The sequence below is a fragment of the Cryobacterium sp. TMT2-10 genome, from assembly GCF_004403075.1.
In the GTDB taxonomy this organism is placed as follows: Bacteria; Actinomycetota; Actinomycetes; order Actinomycetales; family Microbacteriaceae; genus Cryobacterium; species Cryobacterium shii.
The window spans coordinates 1-14641 of sequence record NZ_SOGW01000094.1 but is presented as its reverse complement, the minus strand read 5'-3'; the positions used below and the strand labels follow the sequence as shown (position 1 = coordinate 14641).

Below are 14641 nucleotides of genomic sequence, written 5' to 3'. Positions count from 1 at the left end.
TGTCAAATCGAGGCCAGCAGCTCATCTCCAGTTCGCCAAAGCAAACTCAAACAACCACTAAACCCAACTCGACCATCAGCCGGAGGGAGTTACCATCTTGGTTTCTACTCAGTCGCTCCCTGAACGGGAAAGGCGAATGAGAAGAAACTAAAACCTTCGTCCCACTTGAGGGCGGGAAGCTCTGCGGCTTTCCGAACCTGTGGGGTGACTTGAATGACATTACGGTGAATACCGGGGACGCGCAACTTGCTCCAGCATCCCGGGCGTGTCGGGTTTCGATGGCCTCAAGCGGCCTTGATCGATCCCGGCCGGAGCGGCCCGCGCCCGGTCATCGCCTCGTCGATACGGTGACGGTGAACTTGGAGTTCCGACCCACCTGGTGGGTGGTCCCGACCAGTCGAGTCAGCGCTGGACGGTAGCCCAGGTGGGTGTTCCACACCGTCCACAGCTCACCATCCGGTCGGAGCACCCGCCCCGCATCGTCGAAGAGCTTGAGCGCGATGCCGGCGTGCACCGACGAACCGATGTGGAACGGCGGGTTCAGCACGATCAGCTCCGCCGACGCATCCGGCTGGCTGCTCAACGCATCATCTCTCACGACGGTGACCTGATCCAGCAATTCATTGGCCGCCATGGTCGCCCGGGCGGAGGCCACGGCCGCGGCCGACTGGTCAGTGGCGATCACGCACAACCGCGGCCGACGCCGGGCGAGGGCGGCCGCGATCACGCCAGTGCCGCAGCCGAGGTCGATGGCCGCCTGAGCATCCGGCTTCATCCGGTCCAAGAACTCGAGCAGGTAGCGCGTACCGATGTCGATCGTGGTCCCGGCGAAAGCGGCCCCATGCGCACTGACCGTCAGACCTAAATCGGCATGAACCACGAATTGGGGCCAGACGGCTCCATCCGTTGCGGCCAGGAGGGGGACGGATGCCGTCAGCACCCGGGATTTCTGCCGGGCCGGGGAGACGGAGACTGAACCGAAATGCCGGCTAAGCACCTCGTTCATGGCCGTGGTCATGTGCTTGATGCGCCCGCCGGCGATCACGACGACGTCCGGTGCCGCGAACCGAGCGATGGCGGCGGCAAGCTCATCGAGGGCGGCGAGGCTGCGTGGCAACTGCATCAGCACCACGCGTGCATTCACCAGCAGGTCCTCGCCGAGCTCGAGTGAGCGGTACCGGTCGGAGAGACCGGCCTCGGCCGCATTGCGGGCGAGGGCCAGTTCCCCGGAGAGTGCGTCCTGGTGCACCCGGATGTCGCGGGCAGCCGCCAGCGCCGCCGCGCCGAGGGTGAGCGCCCCGTATTTGTCCTCGAGCACGACGACCTCGCCGGCCTCTGCCGGTCCCAGCGCATCGGCCGCCTGATCAAGGATCAGCCGGTCGCTCGCATCCACGGCGAAGAGGTTATCGGCCTCCACATCGGGGTAGCGCCGCAGACGGTCGAAGGAAAAATCAGACATTCCCTCAGGCTAGCCCGGCGCGGGGCCCTATTCCCGGCGTTTGAGTGGAAGGGCGCCGTGATCGAGCGGGCGCCAGATGACGATCTGATTCGACCGCCGCGTCCGGGTGCCGGCACGCATCGAGATGACCTCACCGGCCGAGCCGGCCGCGAAGACGCGGCGGCCCGGACGGTTGAGCAGTTCATCGGCCAGGGCCGATTCGAGTTCCCGAAGTCGGGATTCGAGGGTGCGCACGTGGTCTTCCAGCCCCAGGATGCGACGGATGCCTTCAAGGCTCACGCCTTCGGCGCCCAGTTCCGCGATCTCACGCAGCTTCGCCACATCCCGCATCGAGTACCGGCGAGACCGACCGGGTGTGCGGTCGGGACTCACCAGCCCCAGGCGATCGTATTGGCGCAGGGTTTGCGGGTGCATACCCGCAAGCTCGGCGGCCATCGAGATTACGAAGACCCGGGTGTTCTCATCCACCGTCAGTCTCTCGCCTTCGCCAGAAGATCGTCGCGCGGGTTCTCTTTGGGCACCGCCTCGGCGAAGGCCATGAGTTTCTCCTCGGCGTCCTTCGACAGGTGTGACGGAACGGCGACCTGCACCTCGGCCAGGAGGTCCCCGGTGCCCTTGGGCGTCACGACACCGCGCCCCTTGACCCGGAGCACGCGGCCGCTCGGCGTGCCGGCGGCGATGCGCAGTTTGACCGGCGCGCCGCCGAGGGTCGGCACCTCGATCGTGGCGCCGAGAGCCGCCTCCACGAACGTGACCGGAACCGCGACTCGCAGGTTCAGCCCATCCCGCTCGAAGACCGGATGTTTGCGCACGTTGACGGTGAGCACGATGTCGCCGGCCTCGCCGCCGTCGGGGCTGTGCTGCCCCTGGCCGCGCAGCTTGATCTTCTGCCCGTCGGCCACTCCGGCCGGAATCTTGACCTTGATGGCCCGGCCATCCTGCGTCTGCAGGGTGATCTGGTCACCATGGGTGGCCGTGATGAAGTCGACCGTGGTCGACGCGACCACGTCCCGGCCCCGGGTCGGTCCGCCGTAGCCGCGGAAACCGCCGCTGGAGGTGCCGAATCCGCCGCCCTGGCCGCGGCCGAACATGCCGCCGAGCAGGTCATCGAACCCGCCCTGCTCGTAGGAGTAGCCGGGCTGTTGCTGACGCGCTCCGCCGCCGAACATGCCGCCGAAGACGTCGTCGAAGCCTCCGGCCTGGCCTCCGCCGGGGCGCGGGGCGGTGAAGCGAGCTCCACCGCCCATCGCGCGCACGGCGTCGTATTCCTTGCGTTGCGCAGGGTCACCGATCACCGAGTGTGCCTCGCTGATCTCCTTGAACTTCGCCTCGGCCGCAGGATTGCCCGGGTTGGAGTCCGGGTGGTACTTGCGGGCGAGTTTGCGATACGCCTTCTTCAGCTCAGCCGGGGTCACGTCCTTCGAGACGCCCAGGACCTTGTAGAAGTCCTTATCGAACCAGTCCTGGCTAGCCATCGCTCGGTACCTGAACGACGACCTTGGCCACGCGCAGGAGAGATGAGCCGAGGAAGTAACCGGTCTCGATCACGTCCCCGACGGTTTCCGTGTCGACATCCGCTGTGGGCAGCTGGAAGATCGCCTCGTGAATGGTCGGATCGAACGGCTCGCCGACGGCGCCGAACGGCTTAACGCCCAGTCGCTCGACGCTCGTCCGCAGCTTGGCCGCGATGGTGCTGAACGCCGAGTCCTCGGTGAGGTCGCCGTGCTTTTCAGCACGATCGAGGTCGTCGAGCACAGGGATCAGACCCTTGACGACGTCCACGGTGACGCGCTCGCGCTCGACCTCGCGGTTCGCCTCGGTGCGGCGCCGGTAGTTGGCGTACTCGGCCGTGACGCGCTTGAGGTCGGCGAGGTGCTCGCTCGTGGGCTCGGCGACTTCGCGGTTGGCGGCGTCCAGAATGTCCTGCACCGTCAGCTCGTCCTCTTCGATGCCCTCGGCCGAGAACTCCGCGTCCGCCGATTCGGAAGGCTCCGACGCGGACTGCTCCGCGCCGCCCGCCCCGGGGGCACCCTCGACGGGTGCCCCCTCTTCAAACGGCTCGTCCTCTGGACGCTTCGTGTCGTCTGCCATTACTTCTTCGCTTCGTCCTCGTCGTCGACAACCTCGGCGTCGACAACGTCTTCGTCGGGGTTGCCCGCTTCAGCGGTGGGCTCGGAGTCGGACGGGGCGCCGGGCGCGGCATCCGCCTGGCTGGACTTGTAGATGGCCTCGCCGAGCTTGCCCTGGCTCTCGTTGAGCTTGTCGAAGGCGGTCTTCACGGCCGCGTCGTCGTCTCCGGCGAGCGCGGACTTGAGGGCGTCAACGTCGGCCTGCACCTCGGACTTGACGTCCTCGGGCAGCTTCTCGTCGTTCTCCTTGATCAGCTTCTCGATCGAGTAGGCGAGCTGCTCGGCCGTGTTGCGAGTCTCGGCTGCCTCGCGGCGGCGCTTGTCCTCGGCGGCGTGCTCTTCGCCCTCGCGCACCATGCGCTCGATGTCTTCCTTCGCGAGCGAGGAACCGCCCGTGATGGTCATCGACTGCTCCTTGCCGGTGCCCTTGTCCTTGGCGGACACGTGCACGATGCCGTTGGCGTCGAGGTCGAAGGTGACCTCCACCTGCGGGATGCCGCGCGGGGCGGGCGCGATGCCGGTCAGCTCGAACGTGCCGAGGTTCTTGTTGTCGCGGGTGAATTCGCGCTCACCCTGGAAGACCTGGATCGCGACGGACGGCTGGTTGTCGTCGGCCGTGGTGAAGGTCTCGCTGCGCTTGGTCGGGATGGCCGTGTTGCGCTCGATCAGGCGGGTCATGATGCCGCCCTTGGTCTCGATGCCGAGGCTCAGCGGGGTGACGTCGATGAGCAGAACGTCCTTGCGCTCGCCCTTCAGCACGCCGGCCTGCAGCGCGGCGCCGACGGCGACGACCTCGTCCGGGTTGACGCCCTTGTTCGGGTCCTTGCCACCGGTCTCGGCCTTGACGAGCTCGTACACGGCGGGCATGCGGGTGGAGCCGCCGACGAGAACGACGTGGGCGATGTCTTCCACCTTGACGCCGGCTTCACGGATGACGTCCTGGAACGGCTTCTTCGTGCGGTCGAGCAGGTCTTCGGTCATCTTCTCGAACTGGGCGCGGGTGAGCGTCTCGTCGAGGTTCGCCGGGCCGTTCTCGGTCAGCGACAGGTAGGGCAGCTGGATGCTCGCCGACATGCTGCTCGAGAGTTCCTTCTTGGCCTGCTCGGCGGCTTCCTTGAGACGCTGCTTGGCGATCTTGTCCTTGGAGACGTCGACGCCGGTGGTTTCCTTGAACTTCTTGATCAGGTGATCCACGATGCGCTGGTCCCAGTCGTCGCCGCCGAGGCGGTTGTCCCCCGCGGTGGAACGCACCTGGATGGTGGAGAAGTCGTCGTCCTTGCCCACCTCGAGGAGGGAGACGTCGAACGTTCCGCCGCCGAGGTCGAAGACCAGGATGAGCTCGTCTTCCTTGCCCCGGTCCAGGCCGTAGGCCAGAGCGGCCGCGGTGGGCTCGTTGATGATGCGGAGCACGTTGAGGCCGGAAATCTCGCCGGCTTCCTTGGTGGCCTGGCGCTCGGCGTCGTTGAAGTACGCCGGAACGGTGATGACGGCATCCGTCACTTTGTCGCCCAGGTACGCCTCGGCGTCCCGCTTGAGCTTGGCCAGAATGCGGGCCGAGACCTCCTGCGGGGTGAACTTCTTGTCGTCGATGGCGACGTTCCAGTCGGTGCCCATGTGGCGCTTGACCGACGAGATGGTGCGGTCGACGTTGGTGACGGCCTGGCGCTTGGCGGTCTCGCCGACCAGCACCTCGCCGTCCTTGGTGAAGGCGACGACGGACGGCGTGGTCCGGAAGCCTTCGGCGTTCGCGATGACGGTGGGTTCTCCACCCTCGAGGACGGCCACCACAGAGTTGGTGGTTCCGAGGTCGATGCCTACTGCACGGGCCATGTGTGCGTTCTCCTTCAGAGTATTGTGGTCACCCTGATTTCTCAGAGTTGAGTGGTGCAGGCTCAAGTGTGCCAGTGTCTCAAATCGGAGTCAAGCCGGGCAGCTGAGAGTTGAGCGTGAGTGACTCAACTATAAGATTCACCACACGACGCTGCGTGTCGGTTACCGCGATCCACTAGCCTCAGCGCATGACCGGGATTACGGAGCAAGGCGGCACGGACGCCCAGGTACTGCCAGGCGCGATCAGCAGAGGGCGCGTCTTCGCCTGGGCCTTCTGGGACTGGGGATCCGCCGCGTTCAACGCGGTCGTCACGACCTTCGTCTTTACCGTGTACATCACGGGCACCGCGTTCGGCGACAAGGACGTCATCTCCGCCCAGCTCGGCTGGGCCCTGGCGATCGCCGGCATCCTGGTGGCCGTGCTCGCCCCGGTCACCGGCCAGCGGTCGGACACGGCCGGGCGGCGCAAGTTGTGGCTGGGCATCAACACATTCATCGTCGTGGCCCTCACCGCGGCGATGTTCTTCGTGCAGGCGTCTCCGGACTTCCTGCTGCTCGGTTTGTTCCTGGTGGCGGCCGGAAACGTCTTCTTCGAGTTCGCCAGCGTCAACTACAATGCCATGCTCGCCCAGGTCTCCACTGCCCGCACCATCGGCAAGGTCAGCGGCTTCGGCTGGGGCATGGGGTACCTCGGCGGCATCGTCCTCCTGCTCATCGTGTATTTCGGCTTCATCAGCCCGGAGGTGGGCCTGTTCGGCGTGACCGGCGACAACGGGCTGTCGGTGCGCGTCGCGATGCTCATCGCGGCCGCCTGGTTCGGCCTGTTCGCCCTGCCGGTGCTGCTGTCGGTGCCCGAATACCGCTCCTCCGCCGCCACGCGCCGGCAGCGCGTGAGTTTCCTCCGGTCATACGTCGTGCTCGGTCAGGACATCGCGCGCCTGTGGAGGACCAGTCGCCATACGGTCTACTTCCTCGCGGCGAGCGCGATCTTCAGGGACGGACTGGCCGGGGTGTTCACATTCGGCGGCGTGCTCGCGGCATCCGTGTTCGGGTTCTCGCCCGGCGAGGTGATCATCTTCGCGATCGCCGCCAACGTCGTGGCCGGTATCGCCACCATCATCTCCGGGTCGCTGGACGACCGGCTGGGCGCGAAACCGATCATCGTCACCGCGTTGATCGGCCTGATCGTCTGCGGCAGCCTCGTATTCCTGCTGCACGACGGCGGTCAGATCGTGTTCTGGACGGCGGGCCTGGCCCTCACATTCTTCGTCGGACCGGCCCAGTCGGCCAGCCGAACCTTCCTGGCCCGGCTGATCCCGGCCGGCCGCGAAGGGGAGGTGTTCGGCCTGTACGCGACGACGGGCCGTGCCGTGAGCTTTCTCGCACCGACCATGTTTGCCCTGATGGTGACGATCTTCGGGGCCACCTACTGGGGCATCCTCGGCATCATGCTGGTGCTGCTCGCCGGGCTGCTGCTGCTGCTGCCGGTGAAGGCCATGCAGGACCAGATCGGCTAACGGATGCGCGTGGCCTCGTTGTGCTCCACCAGCAGCCAGGTCGTGCCCTCGTCGTTGGACACCCAGCCCTCCCAGGCGTAGGCGTCGGCCGTGATCGAGACGAAGTTCCAGCGGATCGGCCGACCGTCGGTGCCGGTGCCGTCCTGGCGCAGACCGTTGCGGTGCGGGGTGGCCACGAGGTGGCAGTATTCCCCTTCGGCCGGCGCGAAGTAGCTGACCCGCCAGGCCCCGGCATCCGGGTCGTACACCCGTAGGGCCGTCGAGACGGTTTTGAAGCCGGTCGGATGCGAGCCGCTCACGACGAGTTCCACGTCCTGCACCGCGCGCCCGTCCAGCACGAACTCGACGATCCAGGTGAATTCGCGTTCGGTCCATTCGCCGCTGACCTCGTTCAGGCGCGACCCCTTCGCCGCCCAGGCTCCGACGAGCTGGCCGAACCGGCGCATCCGTCCGGGGTACTCGGGCGTCGGTCCCGGGGCGACGAGCGCCTCGGTGAAACTGGGCACGGATGTGGTCATTCCCCGATTTTACCGGGCGTATGTTGCATCCGTATGAACCGGTGCCTCCGGGAGTCGGAGCTACTCGCCCCGGGCGAGGTCCGCATCGGTAGCCGGGCCGGTCGACGGCCGGACATCCGTGCGGTGGAAGTTCAGGAATGACCGCGAGGCGGTCGGCCCGCGCTGACCCTGGTACCGCGAGCTGTACTCACTGGATCCGTAGGGGCGCTCGGCTGGCGAACTCAGGCGGAAGAAGCACAGCTGCCCGATTTTCATGCCGGGCCAGAGCTTGATCGGCAGAGTCGCCACGTTACTCAGTTCGAGCGTCACGTGGCCGGTGAAACCGGGATCGATGAAGCCGGCCGTGGAGTGCGTCAGAAGCCCGAGCCGCCCCAGCGAGCTCTTTCCTTCCAACCGGGCGGCCACATCGTCGGGAAGGGTGACCTTCTCATACGTCGCTCCGAGCACGAACTCGCCCGGGTGCAGGATGAAGGGCTCGTCGGCGGCGGTCTCGATCAGCCGGGTCAGATCCGGCTGGTCCTCGGCCGGGTCGATGTAGGGGTACTTGTGGTTGTCGAAGAGGCGGAAGAAGCCGTCCAGACGCACATCGATGCTCGACGGTTGGATCATGTCGGCCTGATAGGGCTCCAGACTGATTCGTCCCGCGTTGATTTCAACCTTGATATCGCGATCCGAGAGCAGCACGGGTCCAGCCTAACGGCGCGGACTTGATATGCTGGCACCGTTCCGATCCGGGCTCGCCCGCTGATCGGACGTGCGGATGTAGTTCAATGGTAGAACTTCAGCTTCCCAAGCTGATAGCGCGGGTTCGATTCCCGTCATCCGCTCTTCATCAGAAAGATAGAACCCCATGCCGAACTGCTCGATCGTGCGACAGGGCGGCCGGTGACACCGGACAGCGCCGGTCAGATCGGCTCCGGCCGTGGCGTCTGGTTCAAGCTGGCCTGGGCAATCCCCGTGGCGATCGCGCTGCTGGCCGGGGTGGTGCTCGCCGCCAAGGGGCTTCGTACCCTGCCGGAGATGCAGTCTTTCCTGGCCGAGTTCCCGGGGGCCTCGGCGTTACCCACCTGGGCACCCGTCGGCTTTCCGGCCTGGCTCGCCTGGCAGCACGGACTGAACGCCTTCTTCATCCTCTTCATCGTTCGTTCGGGCTGGCAGATTCGCAGCCAGGGACGTCCGGCCATGTTCTGGACCCGGCGGAACACGGGCCTCCTCCGCACCGCGGGAGCCCCCACCCGGATGGGGATCAACGTCTGGGTGCACCTCACGGTCGACGCCCTCTGGGTGCTGAACGGCCTCGCCTTCTACGTGCTGCTCTTCGCCACCGGCCAGTGGGTTCGCATTGTTCCGGTCAGCTGGGGCATCATCCCCAACGCCGTCTCGGCAGCCATCCAGTACGCCTCCCTGAACTGGCCGGTCGGCGACGGCTGGGTGAAGTACAACGCCCTCCAGACCCTGAGCTACTTCTTCATCGTGTTCGTGGCGGCTCCGCTGGCCCTGGCCACGGGCATCCGTCTGTCGCCGATCTGGACCTCACGCCGGCTCAGCAAGCTGGTCCCGCTCGGCCCGACCCGGGTCGCCCACGTCGGCGTCATGGTCTTCTTCCTGTTCTTTATCGTGATCCACGTCACCCTGGTCTTCGCCACCGGCGCGCTCCGCAACCTGAACCACATGTACGCGGCGCAGAGCGACGACGGCTGGACCGGCTTCTGGATCTTCGCCGCGTCGCTGGCCCTGATGCTCGTCGCCTGGTTCGCCGCCGGCCCACGCCTCCTCCGCGCCATCGCCTCGCTCGGAGGGTCCGTCACGACCCGCTGAATCCCGCGCCGAGTTCCGACTCGCCCGGCCACGACCAGCCCGACAGCATCGCCCGGAGCGACTTCACGGAACCCGTCGGTCCGAGTTTCTGGGAGCGCGGCAACAGCTAGCCGGACGAGTCCGCACGGCGGTGGTCGATGCGTGCCCGAACGAATTCGACGGAGATTTTGCCCGAATCGGGCCCAAAACAGGCCGAAAACGTATTTTCGGGCAGAATCTCCGTCGAATTGGTTAGGCGCCACTGGGCTGGGCGGGCTCGCGCTAGGCCACGCGCACGTCGATTTCGCCGGGTTGCGCCGCCTCCGCGCCGAAGACCAGATGCCGGTTGGCGATCTTCTCGGTGAAGAAACGGTCGTGGCTGACCACCACGACGGCCCCGGGGAAATGGAGCAGGGCCCGCTCCATCACCTGCGTGCTTGACAGGTCGAGGTGGTTGGTGGGTTCGTCCAGCAGCAGCACCGAGGCACCGGACAGCAGGCACTGCGCCATGGCCACGCGGGCCCGTTGTCCGCCGGACAGATTGCCGATCCTCTGCTTGAGGTCGGCCTCGGAAAACTGGAACATCGCGAGGAACCTGTTCACCGACTTGCGCGTCGCCGTGAGGGCGAGGCTGCCCGGCATCGCGTTCACGGCGTGGGTGACCGTGTCCGTGTCGTCGAGTTCCGCGAGCACCTGGTTGTAGGAGACCACGGCGGCGCCGCCGGCCCAGGCCACCTCGCCGGAGTCGGCCCGTTCCTCCCCGGTCAGGACCCGGAGGAGCGTGGTCTTGCCGCTGCCGTTGGAGCCGAGAACCACGATCCGGTCCCTGCGCCTGATCTCGAAGCTGAGCTCCGCGAACAGAACCTTCTCACCGTAGGACTTGCTCAGCCCCTCGACCCGGCAGAGCGCATCCTTGACGTGCAGGCCGCCGTAGATCTCGGTGATGATCTGGTCGACGGGCCGCGGGGTGCGGGCCTTCTTGATCTTGGCGAGCTGGTTCCCCAGGTCCCGGCTGGCCGCCTTCGCCGCCTCGCGCCGGTCGGAGATGCCCTCCGCCTCGAATGCGAGCAGCTCGGACTCGTGCACGAACTGCTGCTCGAGTGTCTTCAGGCGGAACTGTTTCTGCACCACGTATTCGCCGAAGTTGCCCGGGTACTCGTGCAGGTGGAAATTCTCGACCTCGATGATCCGGGTGACGACGGCGTCCAGGAAGCGCCGGTCGTGCGAGACGATGATCGCGGCGCCGCGGAAGTCCCGGAACCAGGCCTCTAGCCATTCGACACCGGCCACATCCAGGTAGTTGGTGGGCTCGTCCAGAAGCAGCACGTCCGGGCGTTCCAGCACGATCTTCGCCAGCGCGGCCCGGTTGCGCCAGCCACCGGACAGTTCATCGATCGCGCAGACGCGGTGCGCCTGGTTGAAGCCCAGAGTGGTGAGTGCCGTGTCGATGCTTCGTGCGTAGTCCCAGCCGTCGAGTCGGTCCATCTCTTCGAACAGTTCGGCCTGGCGGTGGATCAGGCGGTCGAGTTCGGCGCTTGCCGAAGAGTCCGCCGCAATGGCAGCATCGATCGACGCCAGCTCGGATTCGATGGCCGTGATCGGTGCGAACAGGCCGTTGAGCACCTCGGTGATCGTGGCCTCACCGTTCAGCTCGGAGAACTGCGAGAAGTACCCCACCCTGGTGCCCGGTTCCAGGGCGACGGTCCCGGCATCCGGGGTCACCTGACCGAGGATCAGTTTGAGGATCGTTGTTTTTCCCGACCCGTTCTTGCCGATCATTCCGACCCGGTCTCCCGGTTCGAGGCGGAAGAACGCCTCCCGCAGGATCTGCGCGTTTTCGAACCGCACGTTGACATCGTTCAGCCGGATCAGGCTCATTGTTGCTGTCCTCTCGAGGGTGTGTTGGGCGTGGGCAGGCCGTGGGATCTCATCCGGTCCTGACCCGCCGGGGGCCGGGCTGCCGACTGCGGGGCGCTCTTGTTCTGCGGGCGTGGGCTCGCCTGGCCTGCCAGACTCGCGGATTCAGGCTCGGCCGCGGGATCCGGAGGGTGTAACTCGTCGGCAGCACCCAGCCGTAACGTCGGGCGAGCAGCGACAGGGCCGCCGCGCTCAGGATCGCCACCCCGGTGCCCACCGCCCCGTACCCGAGCTTGCTCAGCACCACCATCTCGGTGCTGGCGAGCACGGCGCTGGTCGCGTAGCGGGTGTTCCCGCCGAAGATCGTGGGGACCCGGAGCAGCATGATGTCGCGCACCATGCCCCCGCCGACGGCCGTGATAACTCCGAGCAGGATGGCGGGCATCCAGCCCAGGCCGCCGTCGAGTGCCTTCTGCGCGCCGACCGCCGACCAGCAGCCGACGGCGAGGACGTCCACGAAGATCAGGGCCTGGCGAGACCAGCGGCCGTTGAAGGTCACGAAGAACGCGATCACCCCGCCGATCACCGCGAACATGAGGTAGGCGGGATTGGTCAGCCCGATGGGCGTGCCCTGCTGCAGCAGGGTGTCCCGGATCATCCCGCCGCCGAGGCCCGACATGATGGCCAGCACCACGAAACCCACCAGGTCGAGCCGCGCGGTTCGAGCGGCCACTCCACCGAGGATGGCGTTCGCCATGACCCCGGCAAGGTCGACGACGGTGATGATCTCGGTCAATGCGGATGTTTCAAGTGTCACTGGACCTATTTTCGCCCACTTCGGGGCGGATCACGACACTTTCGCGGTGCGGGCCCGCCGCGACGAGCGCACGCCTCGGTAGAGTTCCGTCAGGATCGGGATGCCCGACATCAGCACGATGGCGATGATGAAGAACTCGGAGTACTTCGCGACGAACTCGATCTGCCCCAGGACGAAGCCGACCAGGGTGAGGCCGACGCCCCAGAGGAACGATCCCGCCAGGTTGTAGAGCACGAAGGTGCGGTACGACATCTTGCCGACTCCCGCCGCAACCGGGACGAAGGCGCGGAAGACGGGCAGGAAGCGCGCGATGATCACGGACTTGCCTCCGTGCTTGGCGAAGAAGGCGTTGGTGCGCTCCACGTTCTGCGGGTTGAAGAACCGGTTCTGCTCCCGGCTGAAGACCGCCGGACCCGCCTTTCGGCCGATGTAATAGGCGAGCTGGTCGCCGGAGAACGCGGCCACGAAGATGACCAGGCACGTCACCCAGATGGGGAACGGCACGTCGCCCGTCGCCGTCAGCAGCCCGACCGTGAAGAGCAGGGAGTCCCCGGGAAGGAAGGAGAGCACGATGAAACCGGTCTCGATGAACACCACTGCGGCGACCCCGAGCAGCACAAACGACCCGAACCAGCCGATCAGCCATCCAGAGTCGAGAAAGTCGATCCCGAAGAGGGTGGGGTGCATGACGATTCCTGTCGGTCGGCGCGGAACACAAAGGGCCAGACTAGGTCACCCAGCCTGCTGAACGCCTGCGGACGGGCCTCGCGGAGCCGCAACAGTTCGCCCCGGGGCCCCTAGAAGCCTGCTGATTTAGCTGGGTGCGGTGGCTCTCGCGAGTCAGGTGGGTCGTTTTTTCAGTCGCGTGTGGGCGTGTTTGGGTTGCTCGCGGGGCCGAGTCAGAGTCGCGAGTCTGGCCAGGCCAGCGATGTTCTCGAGGTCGGTGTGAGCGCTGGGGTGCCTGCCCTGCCTGGTGCCTTCAGCCAAGGGCCCAAACCCCGTTCTGGCTGGTGAGTCCGAGGCCCAGGAGTCGCTTCAGATTGATGGCCGCGGCGCGGGTGTTCCACCAGGCGTGGTTCTTGACCACGCCGCGGTAAGGGACCCGTCTCGCCCCGCGAGTCATCCATGCGATCGAGCGTTCAACCATCGGCCGGTGCTGTCGGTAAACGGCTTGAAAGTCAGGGTCAAGCGCGCGGGCCCGATGCTCGCGTTGAATCTGTTGCTGCGGATGCAACTCCATCTTGCGACCGCGTGTGGCCGTGGTGCACTGGGCCCGGAGCGGGCAACCGGTGCAGGCACTGCCGAACGTGACTCGTCGTTTTGGGCTGATCAGCCGGGTGAGTCCTGCCGGGCAGGTCATCGTGCCCGCAGCCTCATCAACGGTGAAGTCATCGATCGTGAACCCGCCCGGGACTGCCCGACTCAACGGCATCGGCTTGATGATCGGGGTATGTCCGGCGGCAGTGACCTGGGCGAGGAGGTCGCCGCTGCCATAGGCAGAATCGCCCAATACATCGACAGGGTCTGTCCCGATGCTGGTGTCCGCGGCGATCAGGGCGGCGCCGCGGGCCGCATCACTGTTCTCCGCCCCGGACGCTTTCGTCAACACGACCGCGGTCACCAAACCCGTGTCGGGCTCGATCGCGATGTGGGCTTTGAAACCGTCTTGCTTCTTCTCCCGGCTCTTGTGCGCGTGGCGGGTGTCGGGGTCAACAGTCGAGATCACCCGGTCCGGCGCGACCTTCCGGGCGATCCGCCACCGCCCATCGGTGCCATCGGACCCCTCGGCCGGTTCAACGTCCTGACCCGCGACGAGGGCGAGCAACGCGACCGTTTCCTGCTGCGGCTCCGTCAAAGCCGCCGCATCGATCGCCGTCAGCAACGCCAGGGCGTCGGTCACGAGCCGGGAAACGAGCTCGTCCCTGGCCGCCTTGTCGTCCCACGCGATGTCGGGTTTGCCGGGCTTGGCGTAGTCGTGGCCGGGCAGGCTCGTGACGATCATGTCCGCTCCCGGGACCTCGCGGCCGACCCGGCGGATCTGCGCGACCAGCTGCGTCACCGCGTCCTGGCGGGCGACCGCGTCGTCCAGGATCGTGGAGTCCAACGCCCGCCGCTTCCGGCCCGAGAGCGCCCCGGACTGGGCGATGACCTCGGACACCGCCTCAAAAATACGGTGCGGACGGGTGCTTGCCGCGAGGCGGCGCCGCCAGTAGGTCAACACCGTCGGATGGAACGATGTCTCCGTCAGACCGAACCCGCAGGCCGCTTTCCAGCGCAGGTCGAACGTGACCGCTTCCGCTGTTTCCCGATCTGATAACGAGTGCAGGGTCTGCAGCACCATCACCGACGCGATCACGTCCGCCGGAGTCGAAGGGCGGCCCCGGCCCGACGGAAACAAGTCCGCGAACGCGTCATCGGGGAACAACTCGTGCCGGTGCTCCGCGAGGAACGCGAACACCGACCCGGCCGGCAACATGTGCCCAGCGAACGCACCGACATCCAACAACTGACGCTGACCATCATCACGACCCTGCATGAATCAAGTCTTAAACACATCGGCCGAAACCAACAAAGGCGGGCCTTAAAGCGTCGGATAAATCAGCAGTCTCCCAGTAGTACTTAGTTAGGTTGGGCGTGTCGGCTGTTAATCGTCGCTGGAATCTGTTAATTTTCAGGCGTGAATCCTGATGAACTCACCGAGACCAAAGCCGAGTTGG

Annotated in this window: 13 protein-coding genes and 1 tRNA gene; 3 read left to right on the top strand and 11 right to left on the bottom strand. The window is 66.2% G+C overall.

Annotated elements, in window-relative coordinates:
* Nucleotides 1-328 precede the first annotated feature (328 nt).
* Genes E3T37_RS11310 through dnaK form a run of 5 tightly spaced genes read right to left on the bottom strand, consistent with a single transcriptional unit; the run spans nucleotide 329 to nucleotide 5418 of the window.
* Nucleotides 329-1459, bottom strand: coding sequence for a methyltransferase (locus E3T37_RS11310; RefSeq protein WP_134366883.1), 1131 nt, complete (start codon nucleotides 1457-1459; stop codon nucleotides 329-331).
* A gap of 27 nt (nucleotides 1460-1486) precedes the next feature.
* The gene (locus E3T37_RS11305; RefSeq protein ID WP_134366882.1) at nucleotides 1487-1927 is read right to left on the bottom strand and encodes a heat shock protein transcriptional repressor HspR; all 441 of its coding nucleotides are present in this window, start codon (nucleotides 1925-1927) and stop codon (nucleotides 1487-1489) included.
* 2 nt (nucleotides 1928-1929) lie between these two features.
* Nucleotides 1930-2934, bottom strand: a complete 1005-nt coding sequence (locus E3T37_RS11300) for a DnaJ C-terminal domain-containing protein (protein WP_134366881.1) — start codon at nucleotides 2932-2934, stop codon at nucleotides 1930-1932.
* Entirely contained in the window at nucleotides 2927-3550 is a 624-nt protein-coding gene (locus E3T37_RS11295) for a nucleotide exchange factor GrpE (protein WP_134366880.1), read from the bottom strand. Before E3T37_RS11295 ends, E3T37_RS11300 begins: the two co-directional genes overlap by 8 nt.
* Nucleotides 3550-5418 carry a molecular chaperone DnaK gene (gene dnaK / locus E3T37_RS11290; protein WP_134366879.1) on the bottom strand — a complete coding sequence of 623 codons (1869 nt, stop codon included), beginning with the start codon at nucleotides 5416-5418 and terminating at the stop codon, nucleotides 3550-3552. Before dnaK ends, E3T37_RS11295 begins: the two co-directional genes overlap by 1 nt.
* Before the next feature lie 188 nt (nucleotides 5419-5606).
* Between dnaK and E3T37_RS11285 the strand changes: the two genes are divergently transcribed.
* Entirely contained in the window at nucleotides 5607-6935 is a 1329-nt protein-coding gene (locus E3T37_RS11285; protein WP_134366878.1) for an MFS transporter, read from the top strand.
* On the opposite strand, the gene E3T37_RS11280 is transcribed toward E3T37_RS11285, so the two are convergent.
* Nucleotides 6932-7453: a hypothetical protein gene (locus tag E3T37_RS11280; protein ID WP_134366877.1), complete on the bottom strand. Its 522-nt coding sequence runs from the start codon at nucleotides 7451-7453 to the stop codon at nucleotides 6932-6934. The genes E3T37_RS11285 and E3T37_RS11280 overlap by 4 nt on opposite strands.
* A gap of 60 nt (nucleotides 7454-7513) precedes the next feature.
* Nucleotides 7514-8137: a dCTP deaminase gene (gene dcd / locus E3T37_RS11275; RefSeq protein WP_134366876.1), complete on the bottom strand. Its 624-nt coding sequence runs from the start codon at nucleotides 8135-8137 to the stop codon at nucleotides 7514-7516.
* Between the two features lie 72 nt (nucleotides 8138-8209).
* On the opposite strand from dcd, the gene E3T37_RS11270 reads away from it, so the two are divergent.
* Both E3T37_RS11270 and E3T37_RS11265 read left to right on the top strand, forming a co-directional pair.
* Nucleotides 8210-8280, top strand: a tRNA-Gly gene (locus E3T37_RS11270).
* Nucleotides 8281-8338: 58 nt separating this feature from the next.
* Complete coding sequence (locus tag E3T37_RS11265) at nucleotides 8339-9271, top strand: cytochrome b/b6 domain-containing protein (RefSeq protein ID WP_134366875.1); 933 nt, start codon at nucleotides 8339-8341, stop codon at nucleotides 9269-9271.
* A 261-nt stretch (nucleotides 9272-9532) separates the two neighbouring features.
* Here E3T37_RS11265 and E3T37_RS11260 read toward each other — a convergent pair whose 3' ends face one another.
* From E3T37_RS11260 to E3T37_RS11245, 4 genes are all read right to left on the bottom strand, one after another.
* Nucleotides 9533-11128 carry an ABC-F family ATP-binding cassette domain-containing protein gene (locus tag E3T37_RS11260; RefSeq protein WP_134366874.1) on the bottom strand — a complete coding sequence of 532 codons (1596 nt, stop codon included), beginning with the start codon at nucleotides 11126-11128 and terminating at the stop codon, nucleotides 9533-9535.
* Between the two features lie 49 nt (nucleotides 11129-11177).
* A complete protein-coding gene (locus tag E3T37_RS11255; protein WP_134366873.1) occupies nucleotides 11178-11924 on the bottom strand; it encodes a trimeric intracellular cation channel family protein in 747 nt (248 codons plus the stop codon).
* 30 nt (nucleotides 11925-11954) lie between these two features.
* Complete coding sequence (locus E3T37_RS11250) at nucleotides 11955-12611, bottom strand: DedA family protein (RefSeq protein ID WP_134366872.1); 657 nt, start codon at nucleotides 12609-12611, stop codon at nucleotides 11955-11957.
* Nucleotides 12612-12903: 292 nt separating this feature from the next.
* A complete protein-coding gene (locus E3T37_RS11245; protein ID WP_134366871.1) occupies nucleotides 12904-14460 on the bottom strand; it encodes an IS1182 family transposase in 1557 nt (518 codons plus the stop codon).
* Nucleotides 14461-14641 lie beyond the last annotated feature (181 nt).

What these genes read in the sequence shown, in the direction of transcription:
- E3T37_RS11295 (WP_134366880.1), bottom strand. Translation starts at nt 3,550, where the DNA reads ATGGCAGACGACACGAAGCGTCCAGAGGACGAGCCGTTTGAAGAGGGG.
- E3T37_RS11260 (WP_134366874.1), bottom strand. Translation starts at nt 11,128, where the DNA reads ATGAGCCTGATCCGGCTGAACGATGTCAACGTGCGGTTCGAAAACGCG.
- E3T37_RS11300 (WP_134366881.1), bottom strand. Translation starts at nt 2,934, where the DNA reads ATGGCTAGCCAGGACTGGTTCGATAAGGACTTCTACAAGGTCCTGGGC.
- E3T37_RS11280 (WP_134366877.1), bottom strand. Translation starts at nt 7,453, where the DNA reads ATGACCACATCCGTGCCCAGTTTCACCGAGGCGCTCGTCGCCCCGGGA.
- E3T37_RS11250 (WP_134366872.1), bottom strand. Translation starts at nt 12,611, where the DNA reads ATGCACCCCACCCTCTTCGGGATCGACTTTCTCGACTCTGGATGGCTG.
- dnaK (WP_134366879.1), bottom strand. Translation starts at nt 5,418, where the DNA reads ATGGCCCGTGCAGTAGGCATCGACCTCGGAACCACCAACTCTGTGGTG.
- E3T37_RS11285 (WP_134366878.1), top strand. Translation starts at nt 5,607, where the DNA reads ATGACCGGGATTACGGAGCAAGGCGGCACGGACGCCCAGGTACTGCCA.
- E3T37_RS11310 (WP_134366883.1), bottom strand. Translation starts at nt 1,459, where the DNA reads ATGTCTGATTTTTCCTTCGACCGTCTGCGGCGCTACCCCGATGTGGAG.
- E3T37_RS11245 (WP_134366871.1), bottom strand. Translation starts at nt 14,460, where the DNA reads ATGCAGGGTCGTGATGATGGTCAGCGTCAGTTGTTGGATGTCGGTGCG.